Raw genomic sequence first — 14,712 nt, 5'->3', positions numbered from 1 at the left:
GAGATGGATCGCCGCTTCGTGCCGCTCGGGACGTGCGGCGATCCGGCGTCAGCCGACGACGACGTAGATCTTCCGGACGGTCTCGATCGTCTTCCAGACGCCGACATAGCCCGGTTTCATCACGAAGCTGTCGCCGGCCTTGAAGAGGCGCGGCTCCTTGCCTTCCTCGGTTAGCTCCACCACGCCTTCGAGGATGTAGCAATATTCGAAGGTCTCGCCCTTGATCGAGCGGTTCGTGCCGGGCGTGGCCTCCCAGACACCGGTGTTCACCGTGCCGTCCCGCGACGCGTCCTGCGCCCAGGTCGTGTAGTCGGGGTCGCCCGCGAGCAGGCGATCCGGCGGACATTTGGAGCGCTTGGTGGGCTCGCTGGTGGGGGCAAGGTCGAGCTTGACGAGGAGCGACATGGGTCTGCCTTTTGCTGGGTGAGGAAAGGGAAACGGGTCAGTAGCCGCGGCTGCGGTCGACGAGGCCGAGCGGCGGCAGGCCGGAGCGGTGGCGGCGAATGTTCTCGATCACCGCCTTGGCCGCGGGCTCGGGCTCGACCTTGCTGGCGATATGCGGCGTCAGAAGCACCTTGGGGTGGTTCCAGAACCGATGTCCGGCCGGCAGCGGTTCGGGCTCGGTGACGTCGAGCACGGCGCCCGAGAGCCGGCCGCTGTCGAGCGCGTCAAGCAGGGCCTCATGGTCGAGATGCTGGCCGCGTCCGACATGGACGAGCCCGGCGCCGGCCGGGAGCTTCGCGAACAGCTTGGCATCGAGGATGCCGGTTGTCTGCGGCGTCAGCGGCAGCAGGCAGATCAGAATGTCGGTCTCGGCCAGCATGGCGGAGAGACCGTCCTCGCCATGGAAGCACCGCAGGCCGTCGATCGATCGCGGCGAGCGGCTCCAGCCCGAGATCGGGAAGCCGAAGGGCTTGAGGCGTTCGATCACGGCCGTGCCCATCATGCCGAGGCCGAGCACACCGACGCGGCGCGCGGTTGCCGGGGTGAGTTCATGCGGCTGCCAGAGCGCCTGCTTTTGCTGGGCGAGATAGAGCGGCCATTGCCGATGCAGGGCGAGCACACCGAGCGTGACGTATTCCTGCATCATCTTGGTGATGCCTTCCTCGACCATTCGCACCACCAGGACATGGGGCGCCAGCCCTTCCGTCTTCATCTGGTCGATGCCGGCCCCAATGGAGAAGAGAACCTCCAGATTGGTGAAGCGGGCGAGATCGTCGGGCGCGGTCCAGGTGATGAGATAGCGGATTTCGGCCGGATCATAGGCTTCGTTGCTGCGGATGAAGCGGATCTCCGGCAGCGCCTCGGCGAAGCGCGCGGCGAACACCTGCGCACGCTCCTCGGTTGAGTTGAACAGGAAGGTCAAGGCAGTCTCCGGGGAAAGAGATGTCAGCGGCCGGGCCGTGTGAATGCGGTGCAAAGCCGTTCGAGCAGCCGCGCGCAATCGGCGAGCTCGCCGCGCGTGATGTATTCGTCGGGCCTGTGGGCGCGGGCGATGTCGCCGGGGCCGCAGATGATCGCGTCGATGCCTGCCGCCTGATAGAGCCCGGCTTCCGTGCCGTAGCTGACGGCCGGGAGAGGCTCGGTGCCGGTCACCTCCGCCAGCATCCTGGCGATCGGCGCCTGCGCCGCGAGCGACAGCGCCGGATAGCTGGCGATCTCTTGCCAGTCGGTGGCGAATCCACGCGCCTCGAGGCCGGCGAGAGCCGCCCGCACCGATTCGAGCAATGCCGCCGGCGAGACGCCAGCGATGGCGCGCGCCTCGATCTCGATCCGGCAGCGATCCGGGATGATGTTGAGCGCTTCGCCGCCGCGAACCGTGCCGATTTGCAGGGTGGAGTAGGGCGGCTCGAACACCGCATCGAGAGGCCCCGCCTGCAGATCGGAGGCGGTCTTTTCGGCCGCCGCGATCACGGCGCCCATCGCATGGATGGCGTTGAGGCCGAGATCGGGGCGTGAGGAATGGCCGGAGCGGCCGTGAATCTCGACGCGTGCCGCTGCCTTGCCCTTATGGGCGAGGATCGCCTTCATCCCGCTTGGCTCGCCGATGACCGCGGCCTCCGGCAGCGCGCAGAGCGAGGGCAGCCGCGCGATGAGATGCGGCACGCCGCGGCAGCCCGCCTCCTCGTCATAGGAAAAGGCGATATGGACCGGCCGTGCCAGCTTCATGCTGGCGAGCGCAGGCACGATCGCGAGCGCGGCGGCGAGGAAGCCCTTCATGTCGCTGGTGCCGCGGCCGAACAGCTTGTCGCCCTCGGCCCGCAGCAGGAACGGGTCGGAACTCCATTGCGGTTCCTCCGCCGGCACGACGTCCATATGGCCGGAAAGAATAAGTCCCGGCACGTCGCGCGGGCCGATCGTGGCGAAGAGATTGGCCCGGTCGCCCTCCGGGCCCGGCAGGATCTGCGCCGTGACGCCGAAACGGGCGAGATAGTCCGCGATCCAGCCGGCGATGGCCGCGTTGGGGCGCCCGACGATCGAGGGAAAGCGGATCAGCTCCGTCAGGATGTCTTCCGGCGTCACGCGCTGCTCCGGAGTGGTTATGGTTCCGGCAGGGTAGGGCGGTCGGCGCGGCGGTCGCGTCTGTTCTGCGCTGCGGGGCGGTCATCTATGCCGAATCGCGGGCAAAGAACGGTGCTTCCTGTGGCGCGATTGCGTTAGAAACGATCGGTGCTCGACCGTCGTGCCCGAGGGCCCGGTCGTGCAAGTGCCGGAGGCTGCGATTTTGGAGACGATCGCCCAACTGCATCTCGATGCCTTCAAGATCACCCTGCGGGACATCGGGGAGATCGACGTCGCGCAGCTTCACGCGCTTTCGGTCGCCGTCGGCTGGCCGCATCGCGATAGCGACTGGCGCGTGCTGCTCGATCTCGGGCAGGGCATCGCGGCGGTCGATGAGATCGGGCGCGTGGTCGGGACGGTGATGTGGCAGCGCTACGGCGCCGGCTTCACCATGGTCGGCATGCTGATCACCTCGCCGCGCCTGCAGGAGCACGGCGCCGGCCGCTGGCTGATGGAACGGGCGCATGAGCTGAACCCGGGTTCGGCCTTCGGCCTCACCGCCACGCATGCGGCCCGGCGGCTCTACCGTTCCATGGGCTACGGCCATGAGCAGAAGATCCTGCAATGCCAGGGGCAAGTCGTCGGCAGCCCGCCTTCGGTCCGGGTGGAAGGAACGGTTCGCGCCATGCGGGCCGAAGACCGTGAACGCCTGCTGAGCCTCGACCGGGCGGCGACGGGGTGCGACCGGTCCGCCGTGTTCCGGCGCATCCTGCCGGTCTCGAAGGGGCAGGTGCTCGTCCGCAACGACGAGGTCGTCGCCTTCGCGCTCTGTCGCCGCTTCGGGCGCGAGCGCGTCATCGGCCCGGTGATCGCCTCGGCCCAGGAGGACGCGATCGCCGTCTGCCAGCCCTTCGTCGAACTCCATGCCGGCAGCTTCCTGAGGGTCGACACGCCTGCCAGCCACACGGCCTTCGTCGATTTTATCGTCGCCAGCGGCATGCAGATCTATGACAGCGTCACCTCGATGGGGTTGGGCCGGGCGCCCTATGCCCCGGTCGATCCGCACGGGCCGCGCCGCATGGCGCTCGCGAGCCAAGCGCTCGGCTGATGCGGTGCGACCGCAAGGCCGTTTGACGCCATGCGCGACGGTGCTATCGAGGGGGCGGAGGTCGATACCTTGAACCGACGCAATGGATCACGGGTCAGAAGCTGGGTCGCGCTGTTCGCGGCCTATCTGCTCGTGCTCCAGGCACTGTTCGCCGGTTTTGCGGCCGGCGCCTATGCCAATGCGCTCTCGCTCGATCGTACCCTTGTCCTGACCCATTGCTTGCCGAGCGGGGACGCTCCGGCCGGTGGCGATCACGACAAGTCGCAAGCCCATGCCGGCATGAGCTGTTGCACGGCCGGCTGCCCGATGCTCGCCGGGGCCGATCCGGTCCAGCCCGCATTCGCGCTCCTCACGCAGCGGCCGGCCGATCAGGTCGCCTTCATCCGCAGGCTCGACCGGCCCGTCGGTTTCCTCGCCGATCATTCGCCCGGCAATCCGCGCGCTCCTCCCGTCCGCGCCTGAGCCGCCGTCCGGCGCTCTCCCGCGTCCGCGACGACTGATGTCAGCCTGCTGCCGGACGTCGTGACGCGCTTTCCGCCCGACCCGACGCCGTGACGGCGCGGATTCGGGCGTCATCCCATCCCACCCTCTGCTTCGCCTCGCGGGCTGCTTCGCGACCGGCGCGCACGCTTTGGCGCGACATGTCGTGGGGCGGGCTGCGGCCCGGTCGAAGGGTTGGCGCGATGCTGCCCCCGAATCTCCGTCGCTTCCGATTTTTCCAATCCGGCAGGCCGCGGGCCTGCCGCAACCCGGCCGCCAGGGCGGCCTCAACCATCAAGGAGACATGTCATGAAATATCTTCTCGCCGTCGCGGGCCTGCTCGCCGCCGGGCCGGCGCTGGCTCATATCACGCTGGAAAACCAGTCCGCCCCGGTCGGCTCGACCTACAAGGCGGTGCTGCGTGTTCCGCATGGCTGCAAGGGTGCGGCGACCACGAAGGTTCGCGTCCAGATCCCGGAAGGCGTCATCGCGGTGAAGCCGATGCCGAAAGCCGGCTGGACGCTGGAAACGGTCAAGGGCAGCTATGCGAAGCCCTATGACTACTACGGCACGCCGACCTCGGAGGGCGTCAAGGAAGTGGTCTGGAGCGGCGGCAAGCTACCTGACGAATTCTATGACGAATTCGTCCTGCGCGGCTATCTCGCCAAGGATCTGAAGGCCGATGCCACGCTCTACGTGCCGGTCGTCCAGGAATGCGAGGGCGGGGCCGTCGAGCGCTGGATCGAGATCCCCGAAGCCGGCAAGTCGGCGGACGACTACAAATTCCCGGCTCCCGGCGTGAAGCTCACCCCCGGCAAATAATGATAGCGGCGGCGGAGCGCCCGGCGCTCCGCCGCAAGGATAAGCCCATGATGACCCGGCTCCTGCGATCCCTGCTGCCGATCCTCCTCCTGCTGGCCTGCGCCGGAGCGCCGGGCCGGGCGCTGGCGCATGCGGCCTTGAACAACGCGACGCCGCCCGACGGCAGCGTGCTGGCGGCGGCTCCGAAGCAGATCGAACTCGTCTTCAGCGAGCCCGTCTCGCCGCTGGCGCTGCGGCTGATCGGACCGGACGGCACCGCCCGCAACCTCGGGCGCTTCGTGCTGAAGGACAGGACGGTCGTGATCGAGGCGCCTGCCGCGCTTCCGGGCGGCACCCATGTGCTGAGCTGGCGCGTGGTGTCGGAGGACGGGCATCCGGTCGGAGGATCGGTGGTGTTCTCGATCGGCGCCCCGAGCGGCGCCGCGCCGGATCTCGGCGAGCAGGCCGATTCCGGCGTTCGCACGCTGGTCTGGCTCAGCCGCTTCGGGCTTTATCTCGGCCTGTTCCTGGGGTGTGGTGCGGCTGCGAGCCGGGCCTGGATCGGGCCGCTTGCCGGCGGGGCCGGCCGCTTCGCGACCGCCACGATGGGGCTCGGCCTGTTCTGCCTGCCCGTTGCGCTCGGCGCGCAGGGGCTCGACGCGCTCGGTGCGTCGATCGGGGCGTTCTTCCAGCCGGCGGTCTGGCGGGCGGCAGCGGCCACCAGCTATGTCTGGACGATCCTCATCGCGGCCATGGCCTTGGCGTGCGCCCTCATCGGCGTGTCGAGGCACCGTGTCCGCGCCGCTGTCGCCGGCCTTTTATCTGTCCCGCTGGTCGGGCTTGCTCTCGCAAGCAGCGGCCATGCCAGCGCGGCCCAGCCGCAATGGCTCATGCGCCCCGCCGTCTTCCTGCACGCGAGCGCGATCGCGCTTTGGGTCGGAGCGCTGCTGCCGCTCGCCTTGGCTCTGCGCGGTGAGAACGGCAGGAGCGTGCTGGGCCGGTTTTCCGGCCGCATCGCCTGGATCGTCGCAGCCTTGCTGCTCAGCGGGCTGGTTCTCGCCTGCGTGCAGGTCGAGAGGCCGGCGGCGCTTCTCGCGACGGCCTATGGGCAAGTCCTTCTCGCCAAGCTCGCCCTGGCCGCGGTCGCCTTCGCCTTGGCGGGTTTCAATCGCTGGTCGCTGACGCGGCGCGTGGAGGCCGGCGACATCCCGGCGGCGCGCGCCATGAGGCGTGTCATCGCCGTCGAGCTTGCGGTGCTGGTCGCCATCCTCGGTATCGTGGCGCTCTGGCGCTTCACGCCGCCGCCGCGCGCCATGGCGATGGTGCGGGCGCAGCCGGCCTCGGTCCATATCCACACCTTGCCGGCGATGGCGGACGTCACGGTCACGCCCGGCCGGGCAGGGCCGGTCATCGTCACGGTCGTGCTGATGGACGGTGAGTTCGGACCCCTCCTGGCCAGGGAGCTCACCCTCAGCTTCAGCAACCCCGCGGCCGGCATCGAGCCGATCGAACGACCCGCCCGGCTCGGCCCGGACGGCATCTGGCGGACCGAGGCCTTCAGCCTGCCGGTGCCGGGCCGCTGGCACGTCGAACTGGAGATCCTGATCTCCGATTTCGAGATGCGCCGGATCGGGGACGCCATCGTCCTGCGGCCGTGAACTCGCCGTCCCTGCGCCTGTGCAGCGCTGCTGTGGGAAATGCGAAGTTTGTCGGTGCGCGCCTTTGTAAGATTTTGATATCGTTGATTTTAATTTTCGACATTCCAGAGGGTATGTCGGCATTTGAGGCTATAGTCTGTCGGCATTTCTCGCTGGCCAATGCGTTCAGCCGATCCGTCGCTCGGGCAACAGGGACGAGATCGTGGCCACGGGCGGCTAGACGGCGTGCGTGCACAGGGCCGATGCCGGGTTATCAGGGCGGACGGCCATGGTGACGTAGCTTTTACGTTGCAGTCGTTCGCCGGCGCGTCAGCCGCGCGAACGCATCTGCATCATCGAATAATGCTCGTAATGGCCGACCCCGGCCTTTACGATCGGATCCTCAGCGGTCAGCGCGGCGATGTCGGCGTCATCCTCGATCTCCCACAACGCGACGCCATAAGGGCCGGCGGGATCGACGACGGGGCCGTGCGCCACGATCTGACGGGTTTCGCGCAGCTTGGTTTGCCAGTCGCCATGCTGCTTAAACAGCGCCTTCTCGTCATCGGTTATGGTCTGGAGGAAATCTGCACGAGGCGGAATCCACTTGGTCAGATAGGCTTTCATAGGGGCACTCCTTGGTGATCGGAAAGGGCGAGCCGCTCAAGCACTCGGGGCGTTTCTGCCAGATCGTTTTTGTGGGCGGGGATGACAGCGGCGATGGGCGTGCTCAGGATCCTGCTTAGCGGACGCCAGCTGCGCAATCCCACATGCTCCGATACGTTCGACATTTCATAACGGTGGCAGCACCGGTTGATCCGGATAACCTTTATGGCCAAGGCGTGCGCTTATGCGATTGGCGCCATCCTTGAGTAGATCCGCAAGCTCGCTCGCGCGGGAGTGATAACGCAGCGTCACAACGCCAAGGTTGAGCGCCGCTATCACCTTGCCCTCTCTTCCCCAAATGGGTGCGGCAAGTCCCGTCGAGCCGGTGACGTGCTCTTCGTCGCTAACCGCGATGCCTTCCGCACGGATCGTCTCGAACATTCCCCGGATCGCGTCTGGGTTGGTAACCGTCTTGGGTGTCCTTGGGATGAGGTTGGCCCGCGCAAAATATCCGTCGGTGAGAGCCGGATCCCAGTGAGCCAGCAGGACCCGGCCAGTGGCCGAGCAGTACGAGTCGGAGAGGCCGTCGAGCTCGATGTCGTAGCGTACAGCCTGACGGCTGACGCATTTGGCTATGCGCCGGCAATCGCCTCTCGCGGTTAAAACCGCCAGCATCACGGTCTCGCCCGTCTCGTCACGAAGCTGTTCCATGATCGGGTGCGCCGCAGAAAGAAGGCGGGCTTCGAGCGCGCGCGAGGCCGATTGATGGCGACTGGCATGGACAAGCACGTATCGCTCGGTCGCGTCCTGAATGGCGTAGCCGCGTGAGACCAGGGTCTGCGCCAGGGCATGAGCGCTGCTCTTCGGGAAACCCAGAGCCGCGACGATCTCCTTGAGCTTCACGGGTTCGGAGCAGCCTGCAAGATATTCCAGCAGGTCCAATACGCGCGCCGCAGACTTGACCTCGGTGTTCATGGACGTGAACCGAATCTCTCTTGGCGAACCAATTTGCCGGCGATAGGCTCTCCCTTAATCAAGAGGAAATCAACACTCTTGAAAGAGGGTAAGCCATGAATTCGAGCAACGCCGCGCCCGTGGCGATTGTCACGGGCGGTGCGCGAGGTATCGGGCGCGCTTGCGCGCTGTCTCTCGCGCGGTCTGGACTGGATGTTGTGCTTGTTGATCTGTTGTCGGACGAGCTAAAGCGCACCGCTGACGAGATAAGATCCCTCGGTCGTCGTGCGTTGGCTTTTCAGTCGGACGTCATTTTCAAGGAAGAGGCGAGCCGTATAGTTTCGGAGGTCGTCGCGCAGTGGGGCCGCGTGGACGTCCTCGTGAACAATGCCGGCAAGGGGATGCCGAAGGGCATCTTCGAGATCACTGAAGCCGAGTTCGACCACACGATCGCTCTCAATCTGAAGAGCTGCTTCAACTATATCCAGGCTGTCGCGCCGATCATGCAGCGTCAGGGGGCTGGGCGCATCGTCTCGATGTCGTCGCTGAATGCGCATTCTGGTGGTGTGACGGCCGCCGTCAGCCGGTTTGCTTATGCGGCTGCCAAGGCCGGGATCATCGGGATGACCCGCGCTCTCGCCAAAGAGCTCGGCCCGGAGATCCTTATCAATGCCGTCTGCCCCGGCATCATCGAGACCGAAGTCGGCAACACGCTGACCAGAGCCCGCGGCCCCGCGATTGCCGATGCCGGTATCGCGCTGAAGCGAATGGGCAAGCCCGATGACGTGGCAGAGCTCGTCACCTTCCTAGCAACCTCGAACCCCTGCTTCATCACGGGCCAAGACATCGTGGTGGATGGGTTCCAGTTCAATCGCTGAGTGCACCCGATGAACGTCACGCTGCCTCCCGACACCAAGCCCTGGACATGGAGTGAGGAGACCTGGCGGCAGGTGGTGAACCATGTCCGGGCAGGGCGGTCGCTCAAGCCTGGCGTTTGGAAGAATGGCGCCAAGTTCGCCGTCGCCCTGTCCTTCGATTCCGATCACGAGACGAACGAGCTCCGGGAGGGCGGGCGCTCTTACTCGAAGCTGAGTCAGGGGCAATACGGCAATCGCTCCGGCATTCCGCGTATCCTTGCTACTCTTGCCCGTCACTCGGTTCCGGCCAGCTTCTTCATGCCGGCCGTCGCCGCGCTTTTGCATGACCCGGAAGCCCGTTCAGTGGCGGATGCCGGACATGAGGTGGCGATCCATAGCTGGATTCACGAGCTCAACTCGGTGCTCGACTACGATACGGAACGCGATCTGGCGCTGCGCGCCCGCGACACCTTGACCAAGCTCACTGGCCGGGAGCCGAAGGGCATGCGGACCGCGTCATGGGATTTCAGCCCGTGGACGCTGAAGATCGTGCGCGAAATGGGGTTGCTCTACGATTCCTCATTGATGGCGGATGACGAGCCCTACGAGCTTCTCGACGAGGGGCAGCCGTCCGGGATCGTGGAGTTGCCGGTGGAGTGGATCCGGGACGACGCCGTCTATTTCGGCATGGATCGCTTCAAGGGGCTGCGCCCTCACAGCGGGCCGCCCATGGTGCTCGACCTCTTCCTGCGGGAGCTCGACGTCGCTGCGGAAGAAGGCGGGCTGTTCCAGCTGACGATGCACCCGCACATCATCGGGCATCGCTCGCGGATTTTCATTCTCGACGAAGTGATCAGGGCGGCGAAAGCAAAGGGCTCCGTCTGGTTCGCGACGCACGAGGAGATTTGCCGCTATTGCGCTGATGAAGCCGGTCTTGGCGCTCCGATCCCGTCAGCCACCACCAGCCGGAGCTGACGATGGGCTATCGCATTGGCGTCGACATCGGCGGCACCTTCACCGATTTCAGCGTGCTCGACGAGGAGACCCTGAATCTGCGGACGCTCAAGGTTTTGTCGCGCCCGGACGCTCCAGGGGCTGAGGTCCTTCAGGGGCTGGATGAGATCGAAAAGCGCTTCGGCATCGCGCCTTCGCAGGTCAGCTACTTCACCCATGGCTCCACAGTCGGCGTGAACAGCATCATTCAGGGCAAGGGCGCGAAGCTTGGACTCGTCGTTACCAAAGGCTTCCGCGACGTCCTGGAACTCGCACGCCTGAAGATCCCGGATCCTTATGATCTGTTCTCGCGCCGACCGGCTCCCTTGGTGCCGAGAGACCGCGTGGTTCCGCTGCCGGAGCGCATCAATGCGGATGGCGTTGCGGAGGTTGTTCCGGAGCCGGCTGCGATCGCCACCGCGCTGGGTCGACTGGAAGCAAGCGGGGCCGAGGCGATCGTGATCGCCTTGCTGCACAGCTACAAGAACCCGGCGCATGAACGGCTGGTCAAAGCCGAGATCGAACGCCTGCGTCCTGACTTGCCGGTTTTCTGCTCCGCCGACATCTGGCCAATTGTCCGGGAATACGAGCGCACCATCACGGCCTGCATCCATGGTTCGGTGCAGCCTCGGGTGTCCCATTACATCGGCCGCCTCGAGGATGCTCTGATCGAGCGGGGGGTCGTGCCCGCTCCGATGATCACCAAGTCGAACGGTGGTGTCATGACCGCCGCGGCTGGCAAGGTGCGCAGCATCGAGATGCTGCTGTCCGGCACGGCTGCCGGTGTGATCGGTGCAGGCTTCACAGCCAAGCTGGCCGGCTTCTCCAGAGTCATGAGCCTCGACATAGGTGGCACAAGCGCCGACGTCGCGCTCCTCAAGGACGGGATGCCCGACTTCCGCTCAGGCGAACTCGTCGGGGAGTATCCGATCTATCTTCCGACGGTATCGGTGTCCTCGATCGGAGCCGGCGGAGGCTCGATTGCCTCCGTCGATGCTTTGGGCGTTTTACGCGTCGGGCCCGAAAGCGCGGGATCCACTCCTGGGCCGGCCTGCTATGGGCGCGGTGGCGAGCGCGCGACGATCACCGATGCCTTCGCGACCATCGGCGTCCTGGGCGCCGGCGAGCTCGGATATGGCGCCGTCAACGTCGACCGATCCCGAGCGCTTGCGGCGCTCGAGCCAATCGCCAGAGGCCTCGACCGCTCTTCGGAACGCGCGGCTGAAGCAATCATCCAGCTCGCGGTCGCCAACATGTACCGCGAAACCAGCCGGCTGTTCTCGCAGGTCGGCGAGGAGCCGAGCGGCTATGCGCTTCTGGCGTTCGGTGGCGCTGGTCCCATGCTCGGCTGCCTCCTGGCCGATGCCATGGGTATGCAGTCAGTCATCATCCCTCAAACTCCGGGGGTGCTGGCCGCCCTTGGAGGCCTCCTTGCCGATCTGCGCTCGGATTTCGTGCGTGTGGTCTTTCTCGATGTTGGACCACGATCGTTCGACGGCTTGCGCCAGGCGATAAACGAGCTCGCAAAAGAAGCTCGCGTCTGGCTCTTCGAAGGGCAGGGCTATGCCGGCGAGGCCACGCTCTCGATCACGGCCGATATGCGCTACCGTGGCCAATCCTACGAGATCGAGACGCCCCTGCAGGAGGCGTGGATCGTCGATGGCGACCATGCCGCCATTGCCGCGGCTTTTCATAAGCGTCACGCCGAAATCTACGATCACTCCGACGATGCGGCAGATGTGCAGATCGTTGCGCTCCGCGTGGTCATCGCAGGGATCACGCCCAAGCCCGAGTTCGCGGAGCAGGGGCTAAAGCTGCAGCAGGTGCAGCCCAGGAAGCGGGTTCCGGTCGTTCATCAAGGATCGACGATCGAGGCCGGTGTCTTCGAGCGAAACGACATGTCGCCGGGCTCGTCCTTCGCTGGGCCGGCCGTGATTTTGCAAGACGACACGACGACCTGGGCCCCACCCGGTTTCGAGGGCCATGTCGATGGCTTCGGCAATCTGATCCTGAAGCGGAGTGCGATCTGATGGCGCTCGATCCTGTCACGCTGCAGATCCTGAAGAGCCATTTCGAGGCTGCGGCCGAGAGCATGGCATTCACGCTTCTGCGGACGGCGCATTCCGCCTTCGTCAAGGAGACGGAAGATTTTACCAGCGGACTGACGACGCCTTGTGGGCAAACCTTCGCCAGCCCGAAAGACCTCGGCGCGACCTGGTTCATCGGCCTGGACTACAAGGGCGCGATCGACGCCATCGCGGACTACAAGCCTGGTGACATCTGCATCACCAACGACCCGTATTCCGGTTACGTCTGCACCCATGCTCCCGACGTCCATCTCTGGATGCCGGTGTTCCATGAGGATCGGCTCGTCTGCTTCGCCGTGGGCCATATCCACAACACCGATATGGGCGGTGCGGTGCCGGCTTCTCTGTCCCGCGCGCTGACGGAGGTGCAGCAAGAGGGGATTCGAATTCCGCCCATGAAGCTCGTCGAAGCCGGGGTGATGAACGAGAGCGTGCTGCGCATCATGTTGCGCAACGTCCGCATGCCCGATCAGAACTGGGGCGACCTGAAGGCCCAGATCGCCTCGCTGAAGACCGGTGAACGCAAGGTCCGCGATGCGATCGCCCGCTTCGGCGTCGAGACTGTCTGTGCTGCGACCTATGGCGTGCTCGATCTGGCCGAGAGGCAGGCCCGCCAGCTATTCGCCTCGATGCAGGACGGCGATTACGAGTTCAGCGATTACATCGACGAGGATAGCCCCGGCGGCGTTCCATGCCGGTTGAAGCTGTCGGTCAAGGTTCGGGGTGACGAAGCGATCTTCGACTTCACGGGCAGCGACCCGCAGCTCCAATCGGCGCTGAACATGCCGACGGGCGGTCTGCCGCGCCATATCCTGCCGCTCGTGGGCTACAACTACGTCGTCTATTCGCTCGATCGAACGGTTGCGCTCAACATGGGGCTTCTGCGCCCGGTTCAGTGCATCCTGCCGGTGGGCTCGGTCGTCAATCCGGTCTACCCGGCGGCCACAGGCATGCGCAGCCTGACCTGCGCACGCATTCAAGGCATGGTCATCGGAGCTTTCTCGCGCGCGATGCCCGATCGCCTGCCCGCCGGCCCGGCGGGCGGCGGCGGTATTCTGAACGTGCGCACTACCGACAGTCGTACGGGTCGGCTGGCCATGGCCTCGATCAACCCGATCACAGGTGGGGGAGGCGGAAGTTCGTTCGAGGATGGGCAGGATGGTTCGAATTCCTTCCTGAAGAACACGCCCGTCGAGATCACCGAGGCGGAGGTGCCGATACGCGTCAGGAGCTATGAGCTTGTGCCCGATTCCGGCGGTCCGGGTCGCTACCGTGGCGGCCTCGCGGCTCAGATGACGTTCCAGATGTTCACGCCGAACTCGGTCGTGACCGCCCGAAACCGGGACCGTGTTCGCTTTTCCTGCTGGGGCCTCGAGGGCGGACTGCCAGGCTCGACCTGCGGCTTCCTTCGCGTCAATGGCAACACGAACCCGGAAGACCTGGGGAACACCGACGTGGTTCGCTGCGGCCCCGGAGACGTTCTGACGATTTCGGCGGCAGGCGCAGGTGGCTGGGGTGACCCTTTCGAGCGTCCCGAGCATGAGGTCTTGCAGGACGTTCTCGGGGGCAAGGTCACCGAAAGCGGCGCCAGAGCCTATGGCGTCGTGATCAAGGATGGTGTCATCGATGAGGCTGCCACCAAGGCTCTGCGATCGGCGCCGCGGGAAAGCATAGAAGGCATGACCTTCGATCCCGAGAGGCTGAGCTTCGAGCGCATTTGGTCGGACGCCGTTTGGGACCGCCTTTCGCAGCACTTGTTTGCCCTTCCTGTGGAGTGGCGCTTCTTCGTCAAGCATGAGCTCTTCGCGGCGGTGAATGCCGATGCCGCCGCCAAGGAGGATCCGCTTGCGGCGTTGGAGCGGGCCTATGCCCGTGTTCTGGAACAGTATCCGCAGATCGTGCCTCGTCAGCTGGAGGACGCGGCATGAATATCGAGTTCATCGACCAGACCGTGCTGGTGGCCGGAGCGGCCCGCGGCATCGGCCGTGGCATCGTCGAGGAATTTGCGGCGAGGGGCGCGAATGTTTTCGCGGCAGATCGGCTCAAGGAGGAGATGGCCGGCCTGCCGGCGCATGCGACGCAGCTCGATCTGCTCGACAAGGCGGCGGTCAACCGATGGGTCGCTGAGGCCGAAGGGATCAGCGGGCGCGCACCCGACGTCCTTGTCTACGTCGCCGGCGGAGTGCTCGGGCAGAGCGCGAAGGCGCTTGAGGATGTCGAGGAGGCCGATTGGCGCGCTGTGCTCGACGTCAATTTGACGGGCGCCTTCCTGTCCTCCCAGGCGGTTTGCACCGGCATGAAGGCGCGCGGCAAGGGGCGGATCGTTCTGATCGCTAGCGGTGCCGGGCTGCGCACCTCGCTGACAGGGATTCAGGCTTATGCCTCCGCCAAGGCCGGCGAGATCGGGCTGGCGCGCCAGCTCGGGCAGGAGCTCGGGCCGTTCGGGGTCACGGTCAACGCGGTTGCCCCAGGGTTCCAGCGCACGAGCCCGGACTATGAGCGGCAGTGGCAGTCATATTCGGCCGAGCGGCAGGAAAACATGATTGCCAACACGGCGCGGCGTCGGCCGGGGACGCCGCAGGACATCGCCTACACGGTCATGTTCCTCGCCTCCGACTATGCGGATTTCATCACAGGCCAGGTCGTCTCGGTGACCGGCAGCCCTTGAAACACGACATCAATGGAGG

Annotated in this window: 14 protein-coding genes; 9 read left to right on the top strand and 5 right to left on the bottom strand. The window is 65.6% G+C overall.

What is annotated here, in order from left to right; translation table 11 throughout:
* Positions 1-48: 48 nt before the first annotated feature.
* Genes GGC47_RS01435 through argE form a run of 3 tightly spaced genes read right to left on the bottom strand, consistent with a single transcriptional unit; the run spans position 49 to position 2,523 of the window.
* Positions 49-405, bottom strand: a complete 357-nt coding sequence (locus GGC47_RS01435) for a cupin domain-containing protein (protein WP_113252203.1) — start codon at positions 403-405, stop codon at positions 49-51.
* A gap of 37 nt (positions 406-442) precedes the next feature.
* Positions 443-1,366: a 2-hydroxyacid dehydrogenase gene (locus GGC47_RS01430; protein WP_113252204.1), complete on the bottom strand. Its 924-nt coding sequence runs from the start codon at positions 1,364-1,366 to the stop codon at positions 443-445.
* Between the two features lie 23 nt (positions 1,367-1,389).
* On the bottom strand, positions 1,390-2,523 hold the full coding sequence (gene argE, locus GGC47_RS01425; RefSeq protein ID WP_142020351.1) for an acetylornithine deacetylase: 1,134 nt from the start codon (positions 2,521-2,523) through the stop codon (positions 1,390-1,392).
* Positions 2,524-2,725: 202 nt separating this feature from the next.
* On the opposite strand from argE, the gene GGC47_RS01420 reads away from it, so the two are divergent.
* From GGC47_RS01420 to GGC47_RS01405, 4 genes are all read left to right on the top strand, one after another.
* Positions 2,726-3,610 carry a GNAT family N-acetyltransferase gene (locus GGC47_RS01420; protein ID WP_142020352.1) on the top strand — a complete coding sequence of 295 codons (885 nt, stop codon included), beginning with the start codon at positions 2,726-2,728 and terminating at the stop codon, positions 3,608-3,610.
* 69 nt (positions 3,611-3,679) lie between these two features.
* Positions 3,680-4,072 (top strand): hypothetical protein, encoded by a 393-nt coding sequence (locus GGC47_RS01415; protein WP_142020353.1) that lies wholly within the window; start codon positions 3,680-3,682, stop codon positions 4,070-4,072.
* Positions 4,073-4,399: 327 nt separating this feature from the next.
* Entirely contained in the window at positions 4,400-4,912 is a 513-nt protein-coding gene (locus GGC47_RS01410) for a YcnI family copper-binding membrane protein (protein WP_142020354.1), read from the top strand.
* Positions 4,913-4,959: 47 nt separating this feature from the next.
* A complete protein-coding gene (locus tag GGC47_RS01405) occupies positions 4,960-6,549 on the top strand; it encodes a copper resistance CopC/CopD family protein (protein ID WP_429066607.1) in 1,590 nt (529 codons plus the stop codon).
* A 309-nt stretch (positions 6,550-6,858) separates the two neighbouring features.
* On the opposite strand, the gene GGC47_RS01400 is transcribed toward GGC47_RS01405, so the two are convergent.
* Positions 6,859-7,155: a YciI family protein gene (locus GGC47_RS01400; RefSeq protein WP_038361656.1), complete on the bottom strand. Its 297-nt coding sequence runs from the start codon at positions 7,153-7,155 to the stop codon at positions 6,859-6,861.
* Between the two features lie 165 nt (positions 7,156-7,320).
* Entirely contained in the window at positions 7,321-8,109 is a 789-nt protein-coding gene (locus GGC47_RS01395; protein WP_429066604.1) for an IclR family transcriptional regulator, read from the bottom strand.
* 95 nt (positions 8,110-8,204) lie between these two features.
* On the opposite strand from GGC47_RS01395, the gene GGC47_RS01390 reads away from it, so the two are divergent.
* Genes GGC47_RS01390 through GGC47_RS01370 form a run of 5 tightly spaced genes read left to right on the top strand, consistent with a single transcriptional unit; the run spans position 8,205 to position 14,693 of the window.
* Positions 8,205-8,966, top strand: a complete 762-nt coding sequence (locus GGC47_RS01390) for an SDR family NAD(P)-dependent oxidoreductase (protein WP_429066601.1) — start codon at positions 8,205-8,207, stop codon at positions 8,964-8,966.
* Positions 8,967-8,975: 9 nt separating this feature from the next.
* A complete protein-coding gene (locus tag GGC47_RS01385; protein WP_429066599.1) occupies positions 8,976-9,920 on the top strand; it encodes a polysaccharide deacetylase family protein in 945 nt (314 codons plus the stop codon).
* 2 nt (positions 9,921-9,922) lie between these two features.
* Entirely contained in the window at positions 9,923-11,968 is a 2,046-nt protein-coding gene (locus GGC47_RS01380; RefSeq protein WP_429066596.1) for a hydantoinase/oxoprolinase family protein, read from the top strand.
* Positions 11,968-13,953, top strand: coding sequence for a hydantoinase B/oxoprolinase family protein (locus GGC47_RS01375; protein WP_429066594.1), 1,986 nt, complete (start codon positions 11,968-11,970; stop codon positions 13,951-13,953). Before GGC47_RS01380 ends, GGC47_RS01375 begins: the two co-directional genes overlap by 1 nt.
* Positions 13,950-14,693, top strand: a complete 744-nt coding sequence (locus tag GGC47_RS01370; protein ID WP_112763510.1) for an SDR family NAD(P)-dependent oxidoreductase — start codon at positions 13,950-13,952, stop codon at positions 14,691-14,693. The genes GGC47_RS01375 and GGC47_RS01370 overlap by 4 nt, the downstream gene beginning before the upstream one ends.
* Positions 14,694-14,712: the final 19 nt, after the last annotated feature.

This window comes from Allobosea sp. OAE752 (assembly GCF_050433265.1).
Lineage (GTDB): Bacteria > Pseudomonadota > Alphaproteobacteria > Rhizobiales > Beijerinckiaceae > Allobosea > Allobosea spartocytisi.
This window is presented reverse-complemented; position numbering and strand designations above follow the sequence as displayed.

What these genes read in the sequence shown, in the direction of transcription:
- GGC47_RS01405 (WP_429066607.1), top strand. Translation starts at nt 4,960, where the DNA reads ATGATGACCCGGCTCCTGCGATCCCTGCTGCCGATCCTCCTCCTGCTG.
- GGC47_RS01395 (WP_429066604.1), bottom strand. Translation starts at nt 8,109, where the DNA reads ATGAACACCGAGGTCAAGTCTGCGGCGCGCGTATTGGACCTGCTGGAA.
- GGC47_RS01380 (WP_429066596.1), top strand. Translation starts at nt 9,923, where the DNA reads ATGGGCTATCGCATTGGCGTCGACATCGGCGGCACCTTCACCGATTTC.
- GGC47_RS01370 (WP_112763510.1), top strand. Translation starts at nt 13,950, where the DNA reads ATGAATATCGAGTTCATCGACCAGACCGTGCTGGTGGCCGGAGCGGCC.
- GGC47_RS01400 (WP_038361656.1), bottom strand. Translation starts at nt 7,155, where the DNA reads ATGAAAGCCTATCTGACCAAGTGGATTCCGCCTCGTGCAGATTTCCTC.
- GGC47_RS01385 (WP_429066599.1), top strand. Translation starts at nt 8,976, where the DNA reads ATGAACGTCACGCTGCCTCCCGACACCAAGCCCTGGACATGGAGTGAG.
- GGC47_RS01375 (WP_429066594.1), top strand. Translation starts at nt 11,968, where the DNA reads ATGGCGCTCGATCCTGTCACGCTGCAGATCCTGAAGAGCCATTTCGAG.
- GGC47_RS01435 (WP_113252203.1), bottom strand. Translation starts at nt 405, where the DNA reads ATGTCGCTCCTCGTCAAGCTCGACCTTGCCCCCACCAGCGAGCCCACC.
- GGC47_RS01410 (WP_142020354.1), top strand. Translation starts at nt 4,400, where the DNA reads ATGAAATATCTTCTCGCCGTCGCGGGCCTGCTCGCCGCCGGGCCGGCG.
- GGC47_RS01390 (WP_429066601.1), top strand. Translation starts at nt 8,205, where the DNA reads ATGAATTCGAGCAACGCCGCGCCCGTGGCGATTGTCACGGGCGGTGCG.